Source organism: Enterococcus sp. DIV0175, from assembly GCF_050529075.1.
Taxonomy (GTDB): domain Bacteria; phylum Bacillota; class Bacilli; order Lactobacillales; family Enterococcaceae; genus Enterococcus_B; species Enterococcus_B thailandicus.
Window position 1 is genome coordinate 351,183 of the sequence record NZ_CP172880.1, and the last position, 21,685, is coordinate 372,867.

Here is a 21,685-nt window from a genome sequence, read left to right on the forward strand (position 1 = left end):
TAGTTTCTCGTATTTTTGTGAAAAAAAGACTTATAGCCGAAGAAGCTGCTTTGGGAACACCATTTATTCGTAGAGGCTGGGATAAAAGTAGCCTAAATAGAAAAAAGCCTAAAATTCGTTTTTGAAAACGTTGATTTTAGGCTTTTTTTTGTGGAAATTTGTTGAGAACGACTGGCTATCTAGTTTTGTCCCACACTCTTATTTGTGACAGAGTGAGAAAAAGTTGTTACTTTGAAAAAATTTATTTCTTGATGTTTCTTTTTTCTGACTCTCTTTGGATGAATGCTTCTATTAGCTTAACCCACGAGCTTGTTTATCAACAACAGAAGGCACGTTGATGAACTGCTCTAAGACATTATTTTGACCCGAAAGTTCAGATTCAAAGCGAATGCCGTCAATATTGATCCGTGCTTGTCGGTAATAGTTTGCACCTAATTGTCCCCAAGAAGGAGTAGAGGCATCGACATTACAGAAAATTGAAAAACCTTGTGATTTTAAGTAATCAAATTTTTGATTTTCAGCTGTATAGTCGTGCCAATCGCTGATATCTGCGCCAAAAGGATAAATCAACATGGTTGTTTTTCCTAAGATTGGAGCGACTTCGTTTTGCCAAAGTTCATTGTCGCGTTTCACATCTTCCAGGGAAGCATTCGTCATATTCAGATGCCCCCAAGTATGAGAAGCGAAGGTCCAGCCATCTTTTTTCAATTGTTCAGCAACTTTTTTCGCTTTTTTGATTTCTGTATTTGTTTTCTCATTATCCCCGTATTCAGATTTGGATGTTCGATAACCAAGCACACCATTGTAGCCAGTTAATGCGAGTGTTCCCTTAGCTCCTTGATAAGAAAAATCAGGATGTTCTTCAACAAATGTATCGATTAAGGGAACCATATCAAAATCACCGATTTGTTCTTTTTTATTATTAACATACACATTTTTCACTTTGTCCTTATCAATGACCAATTTGTCAGGAAAACCTGAATCTTTCATGTATTCATAGTAGCTGACATCATCTTCTGAAAGGACGAGTGGCTTTTTGTCTTTAGGCAAAGAAACACCTACAAAGGAAACATTTCCTTGATCATCAATCGTAACTAAGTCGGGTAAATTGACTAAAACATAATTATTTTTATAAAGCTGTTCAATCGTTTTGTTGAACTCAGGAATTGTGACCATATATTCCTTATAGCCTTGTGCTTGTTGTGACTGGAATGCTTTAGCTGGATCAACAATCAAGCTATGGAAAAACAAATGAGAAATTTTTGTTGGGTCATCCCATTTGACTAATTGTTCTTTTTCTTTTTTGATGGTTTGAAGGAACGCCTTCGCTTCATCGGAATGAGCGTCAGCTAGTTGCTTGATCGCTTCATCATAGTGATAACTTTTGACTAGTTGTTGTGCTTCACTCAGTTTTTTATCATCGGAATTGACAGCTGCTGGTTGGCTTTCGGTTGATTGTTCAGCCGTGGTTGAAGAAGCTGACTTTTCATTAGAAGTTGCATGAATAATCAAAAATAGGCTGAAGATTGAAATTAGCACTGTTATACCAGCAGTGACTCCAAGAATCTTTTTTTGTTTTTGTTCCATTAACTTATACCCCTACCTTTACACTTTTACTCAAATAATAGAATAACTTTGTTTCTTTTATTGTAACGAAGACAGGAAAGAAGTGAAAGTGATACGCTGATTTATGAGAAAATCAGCTATTTTTATCATCAATTTTGACGAAAAAAATGATATGTTATAAAATTATTCAAAAAACTGCTCGAATGTGATTTTACTCATCATAATTATTAATGTTTTTTGTTATTTAATAAAAAAATATTTGTTTTGTGTTGACAAAGAAAAAAACGGGCTCTATGATAGACACATGTTAATAGATAACAAGACGAAGAACGAAACGAAGTAGTGATTAAGGTCGATGTTTCAGAAAGCTAGTGGTTGCTGCGAACTAGTACAAGCCTTAAAACGAATTACATTTCAGGAGTCTTTGACAGTTTTTGTCACGCGACAGCGTTAAATGTTTGAGAGATATGTTCTTGAAGAACATATAATTTGGGTGGTACCGCGAATTTTCGTCCCTTGACTAGTTATTAGTCAAGGGACTTTTTTTGTTCACTCAAAAAAGTTTTACTAATTTTACGAATGCTAGCAGGTTCCTGCTTTCATAAAAAACTATACGGAGGTCAATATAATGAATATTATTGATGAATTAACTTGGCGTGATGCCATTAATCAACAAACAAACGAAGAAAGACTTCGCGAACTCGTTGAAGAGAAGAGTATTTCACTTTATTGTGGCGTTGATCCGACAGGCGATTCTATGCATATCGGACATTTGATTCCCTTTATGATGATGAAAAGATTTCAATTGGCAGGCCATCATCCATATATTCTTATTGGTGGCGGAACAGGAACAATTGGTGATCCAAGCGGACGACAAACAGAACGTGTTTTACAAACAATGGAACAAGTACAACACAATGTTGATGCACTTTCAGCACAAATGGGTAAATTATTTGGCGCAGATGCAAACATCACATTTGTAAATAACTACGACTGGTTATCAAACATTTCTTTACTAGAATTTTTGAGAGACTACGGTAAAAACTTCAACATTAACACAATGTTGGCAAAAGATATCGTTGCAAGTCGTTTAGAAGTAGGGATTTCATTTACTGAATTCACTTACCAAATCCTTCAATCAATTGATTTCTTGCACTTACACAAAACATTTGATGTGCAATTACAAATCGGTGGCGCTGACCAATGGGGAAATATCACTGCTGGTTTAGACTTAATCCGTAAACTAGAAGGTCCTGATGCAGAAGCCTTTGGACTAACAATTCCATTGATGCTAAAAGCAGACGGAACAAAATTCGGGAAAACAGCTGGTGGAGCAATCTGGCTAGATCCTAAGAAAACATCACCATTTGAATTCTACCAATTCTGGTTAAACCAAGATGATCGTGACGTTGTGAAATACTTGAAATTCTTCACATTCTTAACAGAAGAAGAAATCGATGACTTAGCTAAAAAAGTTGAAACGGAACCTGAAAAACGTGAAGCACAAAGACGTTTAGCAGAAGAAGTAACTGCTTTTGTTCATAGTAAAGAAGACTTGGAAGAAGCGCAAAAAATAACAGCAGCTTTGTTCTCTGGAAACATTAAAGAACTAAATGCTGAAGAAATCGCGCAAGGCTTTGGTAAAATGCCAAACGTTGACATTTCAAGCACACCTGAAAATATCGTGGAACTACTTGTTTCAACAAAAATTGAACCATCAAAACGTCAAGCACGCGAAGATGTTTCAAACGGAGCTATTAGTATTAACGGTGACCGTGTTACCGATTTAAATTTTGTCGTAAATCCATCAGATGAATTCGATGGTAAGTTTGTGGTTATTCGAAAAGGTAAGAAAAATTACTTTTTGGCCAAAGTAGTTGATTAGAATTTAGTAATTTTTTGCCTTGAAAAAGGTAAGCTCTATTACAAGATTCAAACTTTTGAAACCCTTCCTAAAAGGGAACGACGGTTGTCGTTAATACAATCTTTAAGAGGGAATTTACTTTTGTAAATTCCCTCCTTTTTTTAATTTTTTTTAAAATCACATACAATTCGTTCAATTACATATTATTAGAAAATGATTATAAAATCGACTTATTTTTAGTTTACAGAATTAAAGAACAGGTGTAATGTAGGGCTCGACAAAATTTAAATATTTTTTTAGGAGGGTTTCACATGAGTGAATCATTGTCAAATGATCTAAACCTAAATGCACTATTCATTGGTGACAAAGCGGAGAACGGCCAAATCTATAAAGCTTTGTTAAATGAGTTAGTTGATGAACATTTAGGATGGCGTCAAAACTACATGCCTCAAGACATGCCTATTATTACGCCGGAAGAAAAAAGTAGTGCTAGTTTCGAGCACACTGTAAATAAAACGAAAGACGTTTTATCAGAAATTTCAGCACGTATGCGTACCCATTCTGTTCCTTGGCACAATGCCGGACGTTATTGGGGACACATGAACTCTGAAACATTAATGCCATCTTTACTAGCGTACAATTTCGCAATGTTATGGAATGGTAATAACGTTGCCTACGAATCTTCTCCAGCAACAAGTCAAATGGAAGAAGAAGTAGGACATGAATTTGCAAAATTAATGAGCTATGAAGATGGCTGGGGACACATTGTTGCCGATGGTTCTTTAGCAAACTTAGAAGGTCTTTGGTATGCTCGTAATATCAAATCTTTACCTCTTGCGATGCAAGAAGTAACACCTGAATTAGTTGCTGGTAAGAGCGATTGGGAATTAATGAACATGTCAACAGAAGAAATTATGAATCTGTTAGATAGTGTTCCAGAAAAAATTGATGATATCAAAGCTCATTCAGCACGTAGTGGTAAACATTTAACAAAATTAGGTAAATGGTTAGTGCCACAAACAAAACACTATTCATGGCTAAAAGCAGCCGATATCATCGGTGTTGGGTTAGACCAAGTTATTCCAGTACCAGTGGATCATAACTATCGCATGGATATTAACGAATTAGAAAAAATCGTTCGTGAATTAGCTGCTGAAAAAACACCAATCTTAGGTGTAGTCGGAGTTGTTGGTTCAACTGAAGAAGGCGCAATTGATAGCATTGATAAAATCGTTGCTTTGCGTCGTGTCTTAGAAAAAGAAGGAATTTACTTCTACTTGCACGTAGATGCTGCTTACGGTGGATATGGTCGCGCAATTTTCTTAGACGAAGACAACAACTTTATTCCTTTTGAAGAATTAAAAGATGTTCATGCGAAACATCATGTCTTTACTGAAAACAAAAATTATCTTTTAGAAGAAGTTCATCATGCATATGAAGCAATTTCTGAAGCTGAATCTGTAACAATTGACCCACATAAAATGGGTTATGTACCTTATTCAGCTGGTGGAATCGTTATTAAAGATATCCGCATGAGAGACGTTATTTCTTACTTTGCTACTTACGTATTTGAAAAAGGAGCAGATATTCCTGCTTTACTTGGTGCGTACATTCTTGAAGGTTCAAAAGCTGGGGCAACTGCTGCTAGTGTTTGGGCTGCTCACCATGTATTACCTTTAAACGTAACTGGTTACGGAAAATTAATGGGTGCATCAATTGAAGGGGCACATCGTTTCTTCAATTTCCTAAACAACTTGTCATTTAAAGTTGGCGATAAAGAAATCGAAGTTCATCCATTAACTTATCCAGATTTCAACATGGTTGATTATGTGTTCAAAGAAAAAGGAAATGATGATCTAGTTTCTATGAATAAATTAAACCATGACGTGTATGACTACTCTTCATATGTGAAAGGTAGCATCTATGGAAATGAGTTCTTAACTTCACATACTGATTTTGCTATTCCTGATTACGGTAACAGCCCATTACAATTTGTGAACCAACTAGGCTTCTCAGATGAAGAATGGAACCGTGCTGGAAAAGTAACAGTTTTACGCGCAAGTGTAATGACACCATATATGAATAAAGCAGAAAACTTTGAAGAATATGCTGAAAAAATTAAAGCTGCTCTTCAAGAAAAATTGGAAAAAATCTACGCAGACCAATTATTGGCAAGCGAAGCAAAATAAGTTAATCGAGATGGAGTACCCGTTTATTTCGTGAAGGTAGGAGAAGTCTGGGAATGATTGCCCAGACTTCACTTCTCCATTTCTTAGTTTTGAGGTCGTCTTTGGAGCATTGTCGTTTAAGCGATAGGCTGAAGCATGAAACCGAACTTTGAATCGATGGAATTACTTTTGTTTATTGCCAAACTTAGATTGCTTCAAAGACACTATTTTATCCAACAAATCAAGGAGAGTGTCAACCGTGAGTGAATCTAAAGTAAGTAAGATGGGTCTTGGAACCTTTATTGGTCTGACAATGGCATTGTGTGCTACAGTCCGAAGTATTCCGACTTTGGCAGCAGTAGGTTGGACGTTAATTTTTTATTCGATTTTTGCAGTTTTATTCTTTGCTGGTCCGATCTCAATGGTTTCTGGTGAACTTTCAACGATGCTTCCTCAAGAAGGCGGCCCACAGTTATGGGTAAAAACAGCTTTGGGTAGTAAATGGGGATTTGTCGTTGCTTGGTTGCTATGGGTTCAAATGTTCCCTGGTATGGTAATGGTTGCTTCAACATTAGGCCCATTGCTTGGAAATACGTTTGGGAATGTTGAACTAGGAAATAATCATTGGTTCGTATTAGCTTGTATTCTAGTTATTTATTGGGTTATTACTTTATTGAATTTAAAATTTGATATGGCAAAAGTCGGCGGAAATATCGGTGTTTGGTTAGGTGTATATATTCCCGTTGTCATTATGTTTGTGCTTGGTTTATTGGCAGCATTTAAAGTTGGTTTGGTTTCAAACGGCTATCTAGGTGCATTTTCTTGGTCAAAAGCTTTCCCAGACTTAGAACACGTGGAATCATTAAAATATCTAGCTGGTATCACTTTTATTTTTGTAGGGATTGAAATGAGCTCGGTTTATATGCCTCGCTTAAAAGATGCAACGAAAAACTATACGAAAGGTGTATTCATTGCCTTGATTGGTTTAGTTTTATTGAATGTCATCAATGCGATGTTAGTTGCTAACGTTGTTCCAAATGGAAAAATGGAGTTGGCAAACATCACACAACCAATCTTGATTGATTGCCAAATTTTAGGTTTACCAGAAGTAATCGGAAATATTTTTAGCTTCATGGTCTTTATTGGTGTGTTGTTACAATTATCTGCTTGGGTTACTGGACCATCAAAAACAATCATCCAAGTGGCCAGAGAAGGCTTTTTACCACCAAAATTTGGTTTCCACAAAGAAAACAAATATGGTGTTTCTAAAAATGTCGTGTTAACACAATCTATTGTTATTTCATTATTTGCACTTCTTTATGGTGTAATGGATGATGTTAGTGCTGTTTTCTTGACATTAACAAACGCAACTACAGTTATTTATTGTATTGTTTATGTGTTGATTGCTATTTCTTTACTTGAAATGAGAAAAAAACATCCAGAATTGAACCGACCTTATCGTATTGGTAAGTCAGGAAACTTCTTTGCTTGGGTTGTTAGTTGTATGTTGATTTTCTCAATCGTTGTCGTTGTTTTTGCTACATTAGGAACAGCAACAATGGGGGATGCATTACTTGTAACAGCTATCGCAGTTGTTATGTTTGTAATCCCATTGATCATCAATCATTTCAAGAAAGATTCTTGGAATACTGCAGTTGAAGCAAGTTTAGAAGAAAATTTAGATGAATACTCTGATCAAGTGACACATAGTCACTAATCCAGATTGTCCTACCAAGAGAATAATATTTTCGAGGTGGGACTTTTTTCATGAAAAAATAATGGAGAAGTGAGAACAAGTGAATAAAAAAAGTTCGATAAAAGAAAGTATCGCTGTGTTGGTGGTACTATTAGCAATATTAGGCGTTTTGATTATTGGGTTTCATTTGACACCACATATTCCCATCTTAATCGTTTTTATGGGTTTGTTATTTTATGGTAAAATCAGAGGCTTTTCTTGGGATGACATCCATGCAGGAATCGTGCAAGGAATCACACCGGGAATCATTCCAATTTTGATTTTTTTGTTGATTGGTGTGTTAGTTGCCTCATGGATTTTAGCAGGGACAATCCCAACAATTATGGTTTATGGCTTCCAATTGATTTCTATCCGTTTCTTTTTACCTACGGCGTTTTTGGTTTGTACAATTGTGGGGATTACAGTAGGAAGTTCGTTTACGACGATTTCAACTATCGGAATTGCTTTCTTGGGGATTGGTCATTTGTTAGGATTTTCTGACGCAATGACAACAGGGGCTGTGGTCTCTGGGGCATTCCTTGGAAACAACTGTTCACCACTATCTGATACGACAAATTTAGCGGCAGGAATTGGTGGGGTAAATCTATTTGACCACATTGCAGCGATGCGCTATACGGATTTGCCAGCGTTTATTGTGTCCTTGATCTTGTATACATTGTTAGGTCAAAATAGCCATTCGGCAGATTTATCAAATATTACTGGAATGATTGATAAGATGCAGGCGAGTTTTTGGATCTCTCCTTGGACGTTGATTCCACTAGTTATTTTATTTGGTGGTGCAATTAAAAAAATTCCAGCTATTCCAACTTTATTAGTTGGTTCTTCAGCAGCAGTTGTCTTGGCATTTATCCATCAAAAAATAACGATTCAAAAAGTCGCTGATATCTTGATGAATGGTTATCTTGCTCAAACCTCAGATGAAAAGTTGAATACATTGCTTTCTCGAGGAGGAATTATGAGTATGCTTGGTTCTGCCAGTTTGATTTTGTTAGCTTTGGCATTAGGTGGATTGCTAATCAAGTATGAAATCGTTGGGACGATCGTTCAAACGCTGCGCGAGAAAATGGATCGACCTTCACGTTTGATTGGCTTCACAGCGTTAAGCAGCATCGGGATTAATTTGATTGTCGGTGAACAATATCTATCGATTATTTTACCGGGAGAGACCTTTAAAGAGTCGTTTGAGCAAACTGGTTTACGTAAGACCTATTTGACACGCACGTTAGCTGATGCGGGTGCTGCGGTCAATTCTTTAGTTCCATGGGGAGTTAGCGGTACGTTTATTATGGGCACGATGAAAGTTAGTGCGTTACAGTACCTACCGTTTGCTTATTTTCCGTTGTTTGCACCAATATTTACAATAGCAATTGGGTTTCTTTTGAATAAGAGAATTAAATTGAAAAAATAAAAATAATCGGCATTTAGGACATGTATTGTCCTGGATGCCGATTATTTTTGTTGAACAGATAGCTAAATAAGAACTGAATCATTTCTTTGTTATAGTGAAGTAAAGAAAGTGATAGCACCTAGAAAGATTCCTGGAACATTGGCAACGATGATAGGCCAGTCCTTTTCTTTTTTGAACGTACCGTAAATGGTCCAAATAATACAGTTGACCATTGCTACTAGAGGTTGGATAGGATTTCCCTTTGAACCAGCTAGATTATCCATGATTTGTGGGATATAGGAAACGTACATCATCACAGAAAGAACCGATGCAACACGCCCGATGTGCCCAATAATTTTTTCTCTTTTTTCTTCGTTTTCCATGTAAACACTCCTTGATTTTCACAATCGTTCTATCTAACAGTATAAAGTTTCTTGCGTTAATCGTCTAACTAAAAGAAATCAACTGTTATTGAACAGAAAAAAAGGGGGCTGGGGAAAAAGGAGCCCAAATAGAAAAAGCCTAAAATTTGTTTTTGAAAACGTTAATTTTAGGCGTTCTTTAAATTGAAAAAGGTGTTAAGAACGGCTGGTAGTTTTTTCGCAGTCTCAAAAAGCGTTAGGATGGACGTCCTAACGCTTTTTATTTTGTTCAATTATTTGGTTATTCAGCCAATGGAATGACTGTTTCTCGTTTAATTAATTTATGAGGGATTACCATGCGAACGCCACTGCTTAATTCATCATGGATGATCTCTCTTAGCTTCTGCATAGCCATTCTACCTAATTCTGAAATATCGATATCAATACTTGTTAGGTAAGGGTGCGTTAATGTTGAAAAAATCGAATTATTAAAGCTCACTACTGACAAATCATCAGGAATAGAGTAGCCATACATTTCTGCAAGCTGCATGGTACGCAGTGCAAAAATATCATCAATGACAACCAAGGCAGTCGCGTTTGTTTTCGCTAACGTATCATTAAAAGTCAGATAGTCTTCTGGCTTTTCCAAGACGACGCTAGGGAAAGGGGGGAATTGATTAAGCATCAGCGCTTTTTGGTAACCAAAATACCGCTCAAAGTATAAACTTTCATGCGTAGTATTTGTGACAAATAAGATATTTTTATGCCCATTTTGGATTAAAAATTCGGTTGCTTGTTTTCCAAGTAGTTGATTGTCGTTATCGACATAAACAATATTATTTTCATGTTGATAAGGTTGTCCAATCAAGGTAAACGGAATCTGGTTCTCGTATAAATACTCAATCACTGGATCAGCGCTATCTGAATAAACGAGAATGAAGCCATCAACTTGCTTTTGGAGGTGCATGCGTTTGACGTTCTCGAGCAAAAGCTCAAAACTTTTAGCTGTTGCAATCGCTGTTGTCATGTCATAAAGCCGAGCTTCGTCATTAATTGCTTCCATAATTTCAAGATAGAACGGATTGCCAAGTCTTTCTTTAGAATCCAGTGGGGGCAAAATAACACCAACGGCATTGGATGTCCGCTTTCCGAGATTTCTGGCAGTCATGTTTGGAACATAGCCAAGGTCATCCATCACTTTACGGACTTTTTTCTTGGTTGTTTCCGAGATGCTTGGGTGATCGTTGATTACACGCGAAACGGTTGAAGTAGCAACGCCTGCTTTTTTTGCGACATCTTTTACAGTGATAGCCATTATTTTGCCACGCCTTTCTTGTAACTATGAGGTAGTCATAAATTGATAAATTGTTTGGGTAACGCGTTCTTGACCAGGATGTAGTGTAATAGATCCCCATTCTGGAAAGTGAACGATGTCGGGTACTTCCTGTGGTTCAATAGCTAATCCGTAGTTTGAATGCATTTTCTGACCATTCAATTTAAAATCAGCATGAAAACCAGTCGTAGAAAATAATACCACACTTTTGTTAGAAGTTGCTACAGCCATCTGTCTGCCTGATTGCTTTTCTTCTAGAAGAAGTGAAGGTTTAGTTACTTTAGGATAACGTAATAAAAAAACATCATCCAAACCAACTGGGTAAGCATCGAGAATTTGTTTTAGCGAATTTTTTTTCTTGAAGTTTATACATAAGTCGCTTTCTTCGAGTAAATTTCCTGTGGGTAATTTGTCAGAATCTAACTCCAACATTCCTAAGGTGTTTAGCGTCAAAGAATGCGTTAAAATATCTCTTTGTCCATTACCTGAAAGATTGAAATAAGCATGGTTGGTTGGATTAGTAATGGTGGTCACGTTACTGGTTGTTTTCGTGGTCATTTCAAGCTGATTATTCTGTAAACGATACGTTACGGTAGCTTTTATTGGGCCTGGGTAACCAGAAAAAGTATCTTTTAAATAAAAGACCACGCCGATTGCATCAGGTTCTTCAAAAATTTCGATGTCCCAATATTGAAAAGACCAGCCATTTGTTCCGCCGTGAATGTGATGTGTGCTATTGTTTTTTTCAAGTTGGTGATTTTTCCATTTGCCGTCGCGGATTCTCCCCGCGACAGGGCCGACAGTTGCACCAAAAAAACTTTTATCAGCTAAAACATCTTCGTAGTTATCATAACTTAACAAGATGTTTTCAACGTTTCCTTCTTTGTCAGGTGCAAATATTTGATGAAGACGAGCGCCATAATTGAGAAGAACGACTGTTAAAAAGTCGTTCTTCAAAGTGATTTTTTTTAAATTGTGAGTAATTGGTGTAACGCGGATGTTCGGTTTATTCATGTTCTCGCCACACTTCTTTAAGGTAAGCTAGTGTTAATTCGGTTGTGTCAGAAACGATTGGAATATTTTCACCCAGGTCTTTCTTTTGACCAACGCCCACGGGTTGAGCGCCACTCGCCACAATTGCTTGGATTCCAGCTCGCGCATCTTCAATACCAAGACATTCTTTTGTTGTTAAGCCTACTTCTTTAGCAGCCAGCAAAAAAATATCTGGTGCTGGCTTACCATGAGCAATTTTCTCAGGATCTGCGATTGCGTCGAAATAAGAAGTTAAGTTCATTTTTTGAAGTAAGAAAGGCCCGTTTTTACTTGCTGAAGCAAGAGCGATTTTAATCTTCGCTGTTTTCAAGTCTATTAGTAGTTCTAAAATTCCCGGATAAACGTCTTTGGGCGTAATTGCTTGAATCATTTCCAAGTAATAATCGTTTTTTCTTTGAGCCAGCTCAGCAAATTCTTCAGCTGTAAAATCGTTCTCTTTATTTCCATAACGTAGCATTAAAGATAAAGAGTCTTCACGGCTAACACCTTTTAACTGCTCGTTGAATGAGCGATCAATTGAAATACCGATTTCTTCACCAAGTTTTTTCCAAGCGTGGTAGTGATACTCAGCTGTATCAGTAATAACACCGTCTAGGTCAAATAAAACGCCCTTAAACATTTTCATCTTCCTTTCTAAGTGATAGAGATAGTGTATTTGCTAATTCATAGGTTTTGTTATAGACAACGAAAGTTAACGGTTCACCTTCTAGTAAAGTGAAAGTGACTTGATTGTTATCAACAACAACAGAGATCAAACGATTCCGATAATTGATATGGAAAGAATAGGCTTCCCAAGTTTTAGGCAAAAATGGTGCAAAACTTAATGTTTCGTGGTCTGTTTTCATTTGCGCAAAACCTTGAACGATCGCTAACCAACTGCCGGTCATTGAAGTAATGTGAAGCCCGTCTTCGGTATCATTATTATAATTATCCAGATCTAAACGTGCAGTACGTTGGTACATTTCAACTGCTTTATCTTCCATCCCCAATTCTGCAGCCAAAATGGCATGGATGCTTGGAGAAAGAGATGACTCATGAACGGTCATTGGCTCATAAAAATCAAAATTACGACGTTTCTCTTCAGTTGTGAATTGATCATTGAAGAAATAGATTCCTTGTAAAACATCTGCCTGCTTGATGAAGCAAGAACGTAAAATTTTATCCCAAGACCAATGTTGATTCAAAGGTAAGTCATTTGGAGAAAGGGCTGTTACTGGTTGTAGATCCTTGTCTAAGAAAGTATCGTGTTGTACAAAAATTCCTAACTCTTGATCTGTCGGGAAGTACATGTTTGTGGCAATTTCTGTCCATTTCGCTAACTCTTCGTCAGAAATCGTTGCAGTCGCTTCTTTTTTGAACTCAGAATACTTTTCAGCTGTGTAACGTAAGACCCAAGCAGCAATCGTGTTCGTGTACCAGTTGTTATTGATGTTGTTTTCATATTCGTTTGGTCCAGTAACTCCATGAATCATGTATTTATTTTGTCGTTTTGAGAAGTGAACGCGATCTGCCCAAAAACGTGCGATTTCAGCTAAGACTTCTAAGCCCTCTTTTTTCAAGTATTCTTGATCGCCAGTATAATTTGTATAGTTATAAATAGCATAAGCAATCGCGCCATTTCGATGGATTTCTTCGAAAGTGATTTCCCACTCATTGTGGCATTCAACACCTGTGAAGGTAACCATTGGATAAAGTGCGCCTTTTAATCCTTGCTGTTGCGCGTTGTGAATAGCTTGTGGCAATTGGTTGTGACGATATTTCAAAAGGTTTTTTGTTACTTCTGGTTTAGCTAAAGCTAAATAAAGTGGTACAGCGTAAGCTTCAGTGTCCCAATAAGTTGCACCACCATATTTTTCACCAGTAAATCCTTTTGGTCCGATGTTCAATCGTTGATCTTCTCCATAATAAGTTGAAAATAGTTGGAAAAGATTGAAACGGATTCCTTGCTGTGCTTCATCATCACCTTTGATGACAACGTCAGCCAGTTCCCAACGTTTTGCCCATGCTGCTGTTTGATCTGATTTTTCTTGTGCATAGGTTTGATCAAGCTGAGTAAGCATCTCGATTGCTCGTTGAACTTGTTTTTCTTTTTCGACATCGCGACTGGTTAAAACAATGACTTCTTTATCAATAGTGAACGATTCGCCAGCTTGTAATGTTTTGGTGAATGTTGCTGATAAAGTCAATTCAGTTTCTTCATATGTTGGTAAAGCTAGCTCACCATCAATTAAATGACGCATGGCAGAAGTTACAGTGAAAGTTTCAATTCCAAAGTTATTAGGGATTGTTTCGGTAGTTAAATAGCCAATCGCTTCTTTTGAACCGACTGCTATTGGCAACCAAAAATGTTCTTCATAATTACTGTCTTCATTTTGAACATCTCCGTCTAATTTTGAACGAAGCTTGATTGTACCTGTGCCTTCAAGCATTTCAACAGTCAAGTGAATAAACGCAGCTTCTTTTTTAGATATACTTAGAAAACGTTCGAAAGAAAAGCGTACTTTATTTGTGTCAGTAGTGATCGTAAATTGACGTGATAGTAGCCCGTTCTTCATATCTAATTCTAGATAAAAATCTTCTGGCTGGTGTGTCGCTAAGTCGATTGGTTGGTCATCAATCAGTAGATCCATTGCGATAAAATTCACGGCGTTGATTACTTTACCGAAATATTCTGGGTAGCCGTTTTTCCACCAACCAACTCGCGTTTTGTCCGGATACCAAACCCCTGCAAGATATGTTCCTTGGTGATGGTCGCCAGAATAGCTTTCTTCAAAGTTGCCACGCATACCCATGTAACCATTTCCGATACTAGTAAGGGACTCTTGTAGACGTAGTTCATTTTTGTTTAGTTGATTCGTTTTGATTTTCCATGGGTCGATTTGAAAAAGACGTTTGATTTGTTTCATGATTTGCCTCCTAGATAATTCATATTGATACGTCCATAATAAACGCAACCGATTGCGTTAGTCAATAAAAATAATTCAAGAAATCTTTTTATTTTAAACGGAGTAAGAGAAAAGCACGGAATACTGAGCGTTTACGGTTATTTTGAAAAAATAATGTGGTTAGCAGGGAAAGAGACTAATAGAAGTAGGAAAAATTTTTTTGGCACTGATTAAAAATAAAGCATTTACAAAAAATAAAACCCAAGCTATAATGGCAATGTAGCGAAACCGATTGCGTAAAGGAGAGAGAACATGAAGAAATTATTTAGTTTTGAGTTTTGGCAAAAATTCGGAAAAGCATTGATGGTTGTTGTTGCAGTGATGCCAGCTGCAGGGTTAATGATTAGTATTGGGAAGTCACTACCACTAATCAATCCAGATTTTGCACCACTAGTTACAACTGGTGGTGTAGTTGAGAGTATTGGTTGGGCAATTATTGGAAATCTACATCTTTTATTTGCATTAGCTATTGGAGGTAGTTGGGCAAAAGATCGTGCAGGCGGTGCATTTGCTGCAGGGATTTCATTTGTATTAATCAATCGAATCACTGGAGCAATTTTTGGTGTTACTACTGATATGTTGGCGAATGAAGAGGCATTTACTCATACCTTATTTGGTACAAAAATCATGGTTAAAGGTTTCTTCACTAGTGTTTTAGAATCGCCTGCTTTAAATATGGGGGTTTTTGTTGGGATTATCGCCGGATTTGTTGGTGCGATGGCTTACAATAAATATTACAATTATCGAAAATTACCTGATGCATTATCATTTTTCAATGGGAAACGTTTTGTCCCATTTGTTGTAATCTTATGGTCTACAATTGTTGCTTTGATTCTTGCTATTGTGTGGCCAAATATCCAAGCAGGGATTAATAACTTTGGTCTATGGATTGCTCAATCACAAGATAGTGCGCCAATTTTAGCACCATTCTTATACGGAACACTTGAAAGATTACTTTTACCTTTTGGTTTGCATCATATGTTAACGATTCCAATCAATTACACACAATTGGGCGGAACGTATGAAATTTTATCTGGTGCACAAGCTGGAACTCAAGTATTTGGTCAAGATCCATTATGGCTTGCTTGGGCAACGGACTTAGTCAACCTTAAAGGTGCTGGTGACACATCACAATATGCTTTTGTATTAGAAAATTGGACACCTGCACGTTTTAAAGTCGGACAAATGATTGGTTCGTCTGGTATTTTAATGGGCTTGGCTTTGGCAATGTATCGTAATGTGGATGCTGACAAACGCTCAAAATATAAATCAATGTATTTCTCAGCAGCATTGGCAGTTTTCTTGACAGGTGTGACAGAGCCACTTGAGTTCATGTTTATGTTTGCAGCAATGCCTTTATATATTGTGTATTCTTTTATCCAAGGGGCAGCTTTTGCAATGGCAGATATCTTGCCATTACGAGTACATTCTTTTGGGAATATTGAGTTATTGACACGGACACCATTAGCGATCAAGGCAGGATTAGGTGGCGATCTACTTAACTTTGTTCTGTGTGTCGTAGTGTTTGGTGTAGGAACTTATTTCTTAGCAAACTTTTTAATCAAAAAATTCAATTTTGCGACACCTGGACGTAATGGAAATTATGACAATGACGGCGGGGAAGCAACGGAAACGGCAACTACAAGTGAAGGTGTAGCAAGCGAACAAGTTATTCAAATCATTCATTTGTTAGGTGGTAAAGAAAATATTAGTGAAGTAGACGCATGTATGACTCGTTTACGTGTGAGTGTCAATGATCGCGAAAAGGTCGGAGCAGAAGATGCTTGGAAACGTGCTGGAGCAATGGGATTGATTGTAAAAGACAATGGAGTGCAAGCCGTTTATGGACCAAAAGCAGATGTTTTGAAATCTGATATTGAAGATTTGTTACAATCTGGTGCAACTATTCCTTTACCAAAAAATAATCTAGTAAGTTCAACAGAAGAACAAACGACTTTTTTAGGCAAAGAGCAAGCGATTCATGCGGTAGCAACAGGAGAACTGATTGCGCTAGAAGATGTTGGTGATCCTGTATTTTCTCAAAAAATGATGGGTGAAGGATTAGCTATTATTCCAGCACAAGAAACTGTTGTAGCACCAGTTGATGCGAAAGTCATTAGTATATTCCCAAGCAAACACGCAATGGGCTTGCAGACAACAGATGGCATTGAAATCTTAATTCATATGGGGATTGATACAGTTGAATTAACGGAAACAGCTTTTGAAGTTTTTGTTAAAGAAGGACAAACAGTTACTGCAGGAACAAAACTTGCATCGATGGATCTAGCTGTTGTCGAAAAAGCGGGTAAAGAAAAAACAATTATGGTAGTTTTTACTAACAGTGATAAAATTGAAACGTTAGAAATCCCACGTTTTGGAAATGTTCAAGCGAATGAAGTGGTTGGAACTATCCATATTTAAAGGGAAAATCTGTGGAATAAAAAAGGAGTCAGACAAATGAATTTGCTCACACTAAATACACATAGCTGGCTAGAAAAAGAGGCTGAACAAAAGTTACAACAATTAGTTGAGAAAATTATCGAAGCTGATTATGAGGTGATTGCATTACAAGAAGTGAATCAATTAGTGGATTCAGTTATTGTTTCTCAAAGTGAGCTTATTGGTTTTTGCCCAGTAAGTGGTCAAAAAAGTATTCATGAAGATAACTTTGCTTATTGTTTAGTCAAAAAGTTGGCAATGAAAGGGCGGACCTATTATTGGAGCTGGGACATGAGTCATATTGGCTATGATATTTATGAAGAAGGAAATGCTCTGCTTTCAAAAAATCCTTTGACAAGTGAAGCAATTGTTGTGTCTGAAACAAGTAATTATCAAGATTATCGAACGAGAAAACTACTGATTGGCAATACGTTATTCCAAGGAAAAGAAATTTGCGTCGTAAGTACTCACTTTTCTTGGTGGCAGGATGAAAATTCTGGCTTTGCTTTCGAATGGCATCAGTTAGAAAAACGATTATTAACAGAAACTAATCCCCTTTTCTTACTTGGTGATTTTAATAATCCAGCGCAAGAAGCAGGCTACTCACTCGTTGAAAAAAGTCCACTTGCTCTAAGAGATAGCTATTCTATAGCAAAAGTAAAGAGCGGTGAAGCAACGGTAGAGCAAGCCATTGATGGTTGGAAAGAAAATACTCGGAAACTAAGAATTGATTATATTTTTGTTCCGGCAAATAGTATTGTTGACGCACACCAAGTCGTATTTGATGGTAAAAATGCGCCAGTTGTTAGTGATCATTTTGGTGTTGAAATAGAAATTACTAAATTTTAAGCAGCACACGCGTTGATGAAATGAAACAAGAAACAATAACAAATAAACTACTGACTAGAAACCTTTGGTCGGTAGTTTTTTTGTGCGTTGTTTTTTTCGCAGAGCTAGCTTTAAGACGTTGTTTTTAGAGTATAAAACTAAGAATAATCTATGAGCATAAAGATATTTCTTTCTTCGTGTGTATGGTAAATTTAATACATAAAATAGAATATGTATGCAAAAAAATGCTCTCGAAGGACGTAGAGTAACTGTGAGTAGTGAGCATTTCAGGTTGGTTTAGTTGAGTCATAGGTTAAAGGACTTTTTATCGTTTTAAAAGAAGTTTGTCTATGTTAAACAATAACGTTTTATTTTAAGTGGAGGTTTTGCAGTAGTCAAAAGATAAAAAACTGGTAAGACTTTGAATGAGAGGAAGCTTTCATAAATTGGAAGGTGGGAGTAGTGAATGCATAATCTATTGGTTGCTACGGATACAAAAGGTAAAGTGAAATTTTATGTTCCGGAAACAGAAGAAACGACTGATGAGTCATCTGTAGAGAGCAAGGTGGAAGAAAGTTCGGCTAGTTATCCCTCATCTAGTAAAGAAAACTTGATTGAGAGTGAAGGAAAACAATCTATCGCGTCCTTTGGAGAAAATGTTTATATTGAATTGGTCGTAGCAGGAATCATTTTGATTATTATTGCAGTTTTATTTGCTTTGGGGAGGAGACGAAGAAAATGAAGTAGTGGTTTACTTATTTCGCCACCTGACGCTGAATAAATGAGCTTCCGCCACCTATAAAATGACTGGCTTTTTACAGGATTAAACGTCGTTTTACTTGGCATAAAATTAGACGATTGACTCAAAACACCCCTATGATAGCTGAGAATGTCAGCTATCATAGGGGTGTTTTTTGAGTCAGTTGTTATACATGAGAATAGTTTCTTATTTAAAAAAATTTCCTAACTGTTTATTTGCTTTTGCGGAAGGCTTTATATGCTTGATACTCAAAAAACAATAATAAGATTCCCCAAGTAACAAGGGAGACAACGACAGAAAAATAAAAATAAAACGGTGGTGAGTAATGAACTGTTACTTTATTGATTCCTTTGTGTTGCTTAATGATTGGCGTACCAATATCAGTTAATTGATAGTCTGTAATTGTATGGCCATTTCGAACTAATTTTGTTCGATCGTAGACAATAATTGGCAGTTTTACTGTTTGGGTACCCGTGTTTTTCCACGTAACAGTTAAAGCACCGTCGGAATAGCTCTTGATATATTTTGTTTCATTATCTAGAATGTCTTGACTATAACGGTCATATTTATTTGCACTAGTTTCTTGATAGATTGGTAGATAATCTGGCGTTGTTTTTTGAAAAGCAAATAAACTAGTTTCTAAATCTTTATTAAAAAATGTTTTCCTGGTGGTAGCTTGGTCTTCAAATAAATAAGTATGTCTGCTGACAAATTTTGTTTGTTCCCACTGGGCTAAGTGACTAGAGAGTGTCTGAATAGTTTGAACAGTACAAATAATTACCAAAGATACACCGATTACCTTTAACCATTTTTGGGAATGCCAATGGCTGAAGACCAATGCAAGGAGTAGTAAGAACAGTACCGTGAAGGGCACGAAAAAACGAAAAGGGAATTGGATCAAACGAATAAAAGGGACACCATTTGTTATCAGGGTTGTCCAAGGTACCAGACTGGTTGAGAGTAACAAGAAAAACAAACTTGTCCCAAAGAGTAATTTATCAAAGAAAGTTAACTTTTTTCGGAATAAAACTAGTAACAGAACACCTATAGCTAAAATAATAGGAAATATTCTTGGATAGTGTAACCAATAATTTCCACCGAGATTAATTGCCTTTTCACTCATGTTTTTATTAACGAACGGTGCTAAAATGTCATTTCCAGAGTACACAATTAGTAGACTAACCCAGATATTCGCAGTGAGAAGAAAGTAAAGTAAAATTGATTTTCCAAGTTGTAGTAATTGGCTTCCTCGATCGGTTTGCGAAAAAAAGAAAGCTACATAAAAAGGCACGTACATTAAAATAAGCATGATAGTTGAAAGTAAATGAATTTGAGTCATTAAAGCTATGGAAACAGCTACTTTTTTCAAAGGGAACTTTTTATTAACGATAAAATCAACGATTGGTAGTAAACATAAAGGCAAAAAGGCTGTTCCCCAGCTAGTAAACCCTTGATTGATTGTCCAATACTGTATAGAATAAGTACTCATAAAAATGACAGCAGTTGGTACAACAATCAAATCCACTATTTTTGCATACTTCAACAAAGTAATCATAGAGCAACCAGCGATCAAATACAAAATAAAATTAGAAACTATCTGATAATGGAACCAACTTCCAGAAATCAGTACAAGTAATCCTTGAAAATAAGCAAAAAATGGCCCGTAAACAGCGTTGACAATCCGGCCGCTTTGTTGGAATCCATAAACGGAAATAAAGTAATGAAAATTATGGTTTTTAATTTGCTGAGCTGTTTCATAAAAGCGATTATAATGAAACGAAGCATCTGCACCAAGAATCAGTTGGTGTGTGAACAAATGTGGAAGAATAAAAATAAACGCAATCAAGCCAATCACCATAAAAGGTCTGATTTTTTTCAAAGGGAAATCTCCTTTCAATTGAATGAATTAGTTCTATGATAAAACCAATTGAAAATGGAGGCAAGAATTTCGAAAAGAAATTGAAACAACTGTCTATTGTTGAAAAAGGTTATTAACTATGTAATGATAAATGAAAAGGGTACCAAAGGAGGCGTGTGTATGAAAAATGAAAAGCCAACTCAAAGAAAACAAAATATAAAAAAGCTATTACTGAAAATAACGATGTTATTGTTGATTCTCGTTGGGTTGCTGATAGCCCTCTACCCTTTTTATGTTGATTCTTTGAATGGATTGATTGATCAAAAGAGAATTGAACAGGCGCAAAAGAAATCTGTCGAAGAAACGAATGCCTTACAACAAAAAATGACAGCGGAGAACGAACGTTTACAAAAAAACGGGCTCAATCCTGGTGCAGATCCTTTTAAAGATGAAAAAAAGGTAGAGAGCACGCAAGCCGAATTGATTGGCAGTATCAATATTCCTAAAATCAACATCAATTTGCCACTTTACGATGAAACAACTACTGATGTTTTAGAAATTGGTGCAGGAGTTTTACAGGGAACCTCTTTTCCTACCGGCGGGAAGTCAACACATTCGGTTATTTCCGCACATTCAGGCTTACCCAATCGCTTGTTTTTTACTGATTTAGAAGAATTAAAAATTGGTGATCAGTTTATCTTAACTGTCTTAGACAAAAAATTAGCTTATCAAGTCGATGCGATTGAAGTGGTAATGCCAGATGATACTTCGTCCTTAACGATTCAAGAAGGCAGAGATCTGGTTACATTGTTAACTTGTACACCTTATATGGTTAATTCCCATCGTTTATTAGTGACGGGGTACCGCATTCCTTACAACGAAGCAGTGCAGGCAACTGAATCAAAAGGAAATCAATGGCGAGTTTTACGGTATGTTTTGATTCTGGTTGGTGTGCTTGTTGCCACGTTAGCCTTAATTTATTTAGCTTACCGTTTAGTTTATCACCATCAATTGAGTAAAAAAATATTTGATTTTTCTTTTACTGTGCTTGATACGTCTGAGGTGCCAATAACAGAAACTACTTTTCGTTTAATGCAAAAAGGACGACTCGTTTTTAGAGAGGGAGAACCTGTTGAAGCAACGAGTGATCCATTTGGACGGGTAGAATTTAAGCAATTGCCAGGTGGACAATATCAATTAGTAGATGTCTCCCATAACGACAGCAGGATTAAGTTTGGTGTGAAAAAGAAGAAGGAATCAGCTATGTTATTCATTAGTAGAAGAAAAAGAGTTAAACAGTTAGCAATTGGTAAGCGAAAATTTATCGTCGAATAAAATCAAAATAAAAAGCTGGGACAAGTGATAC

Annotated in this window: 15 protein-coding genes and 1 other annotated feature; of the genes, 8 read left to right on the forward strand and 7 right to left on the reverse strand. The window is 36.6% G+C overall.

Going from position 1 to position 21,685, the window contains the following annotated elements:
• Positions 1 to 291: 291 nt before the first annotated feature.
• Positions 292 to 1,587: a polysaccharide deacetylase family protein gene (locus IGJ76_RS01755; protein WP_067481456.1), complete on the reverse strand. Its 1,296-nt coding sequence runs from the start codon at positions 1,585 to 1,587 to the stop codon at positions 292 to 294.
• A gap of 295 nt (positions 1,588 to 1,882) precedes the next feature.
• Positions 1,883 to 2,086 (forward strand) — a binding site (T-box leader).
• 108 nt (positions 2,087 to 2,194) lie between these two features.
• Here IGJ76_RS01755 and tyrS point away from each other — a divergent pair.
• The 4 genes from tyrS (at position 2,195) to nhaC (ending at position 8,762) form a co-directional block, all read left to right on the forward strand.
• Positions 2,195 to 3,451: a tyrosine--tRNA ligase gene (tyrS, locus tag IGJ76_RS01760; RefSeq protein ID WP_067481454.1), complete on the forward strand. Its 1,257-nt coding sequence runs from the start codon at positions 2,195 to 2,197 to the stop codon at positions 3,449 to 3,451.
• Between the two features lie 290 nt (positions 3,452 to 3,741).
• Positions 3,742 to 5,619 carry a tyrosine decarboxylase gene (tdc, locus tag IGJ76_RS01765; protein ID WP_067481452.1) on the forward strand — a complete coding sequence of 626 codons (1,878 nt, stop codon included), beginning with the start codon at positions 3,742 to 3,744 and terminating at the stop codon, positions 5,617 to 5,619.
• Between the two features lie 262 nt (positions 5,620 to 5,881).
• Positions 5,882 to 7,315, forward strand: a complete 1,434-nt coding sequence (gene tyrP / locus IGJ76_RS01770; RefSeq protein ID WP_370629925.1) for a tyrosine-tyramine antiporter — start codon at positions 5,882 to 5,884, stop codon at positions 7,313 to 7,315.
• Positions 7,316 to 7,394: 79 nt separating this feature from the next.
• The gene (nhaC, locus tag IGJ76_RS01775) at positions 7,395 to 8,762 is read left to right on the forward strand and encodes a Na+/H+ antiporter NhaC (protein ID WP_067481448.1); all 1,368 of its coding nucleotides are present in this window, start codon (positions 7,395 to 7,397) and stop codon (positions 8,760 to 8,762) included.
• An 89-nt stretch (positions 8,763 to 8,851) separates the two neighbouring features.
• Here nhaC and IGJ76_RS01780 read toward each other — a convergent pair whose 3' ends face one another.
• The 5 genes from IGJ76_RS01780 to IGJ76_RS01800 form a co-directional block, all read right to left on the reverse strand.
• On the reverse strand, positions 8,852 to 9,124 hold the full coding sequence (locus tag IGJ76_RS01780; protein WP_067481446.1) for a SemiSWEET family transporter: 273 nt from the start codon (positions 9,122 to 9,124) through the stop codon (positions 8,852 to 8,854).
• Between the two features lie 280 nt (positions 9,125 to 9,404).
• Entirely contained in the window at positions 9,405 to 10,418 is a 1,014-nt protein-coding gene (locus IGJ76_RS01785; RefSeq protein WP_067481444.1) for a LacI family DNA-binding transcriptional regulator, read from the reverse strand.
• Between the two features lie 24 nt (positions 10,419 to 10,442).
• Positions 10,443 to 11,450 carry an aldose epimerase family protein gene (locus IGJ76_RS01790; RefSeq protein ID WP_075490962.1) on the reverse strand — a complete coding sequence of 336 codons (1,008 nt, stop codon included), beginning with the start codon at positions 11,448 to 11,450 and terminating at the stop codon, positions 10,443 to 10,445.
• Positions 11,443 to 12,108, reverse strand: a complete 666-nt coding sequence (gene pgmB / locus IGJ76_RS01795; RefSeq protein ID WP_075490960.1) for a beta-phosphoglucomutase — start codon at positions 12,106 to 12,108, stop codon at positions 11,443 to 11,445. The genes IGJ76_RS01790 and pgmB overlap by 8 nt, the downstream gene beginning before the upstream one ends.
• Positions 12,101 to 14,395: a glycoside hydrolase family 65 protein gene (locus IGJ76_RS01800; RefSeq protein ID WP_071868613.1), complete on the reverse strand. Its 2,295-nt coding sequence runs from the start codon at positions 14,393 to 14,395 to the stop codon at positions 12,101 to 12,103. The genes pgmB and IGJ76_RS01800 overlap by 8 nt, the downstream gene beginning before the upstream one ends.
• Before the next feature lie 291 nt (positions 14,396 to 14,686).
• Between IGJ76_RS01800 and IGJ76_RS01805 the strand changes: the two genes are divergently transcribed.
• The 3 genes from IGJ76_RS01805 (at position 14,687) to IGJ76_RS01815 (ending at position 18,443) form a co-directional block, all read left to right on the forward strand.
• Positions 14,687 to 16,855 (forward strand): PTS transporter subunit IIBC, encoded by a 2,169-nt coding sequence (locus tag IGJ76_RS01805; RefSeq protein WP_067481435.1) that lies wholly within the window; start codon positions 14,687 to 14,689, stop codon positions 16,853 to 16,855.
• A 36-nt stretch (positions 16,856 to 16,891) separates the two neighbouring features.
• The gene (locus IGJ76_RS01810) at positions 16,892 to 17,722 is read left to right on the forward strand and encodes an endonuclease/exonuclease/phosphatase family protein (protein ID WP_086270574.1); all 831 of its coding nucleotides are present in this window, start codon (positions 16,892 to 16,894) and stop codon (positions 17,720 to 17,722) included.
• A 445-nt stretch (positions 17,723 to 18,167) separates the two neighbouring features.
• Entirely contained in the window at positions 18,168 to 18,443 is a 276-nt protein-coding gene (locus IGJ76_RS01815) for a hypothetical protein (protein WP_071868616.1), read from the forward strand.
• Between the two features lie 229 nt (positions 18,444 to 18,672).
• Here IGJ76_RS01815 and IGJ76_RS01820 read toward each other — a convergent pair whose 3' ends face one another.
• Positions 18,673 to 20,340, reverse strand: coding sequence for a hypothetical protein (locus IGJ76_RS01820; RefSeq protein WP_413124759.1), 1,668 nt, complete (start codon positions 20,338 to 20,340; stop codon positions 18,673 to 18,675).
• A gap of 159 nt (positions 20,341 to 20,499) precedes the next feature.
• Here IGJ76_RS01820 and IGJ76_RS01825 point away from each other — a divergent pair, with 159 nt between their 5' ends.
• On the forward strand, positions 20,500 to 21,654 hold the full coding sequence (locus IGJ76_RS01825) for a class C sortase (RefSeq protein ID WP_082904060.1): 1,155 nt from the start codon (positions 20,500 to 20,502) through the stop codon (positions 21,652 to 21,654).
• Positions 21,655 to 21,685: the final 31 nt, after the last annotated feature.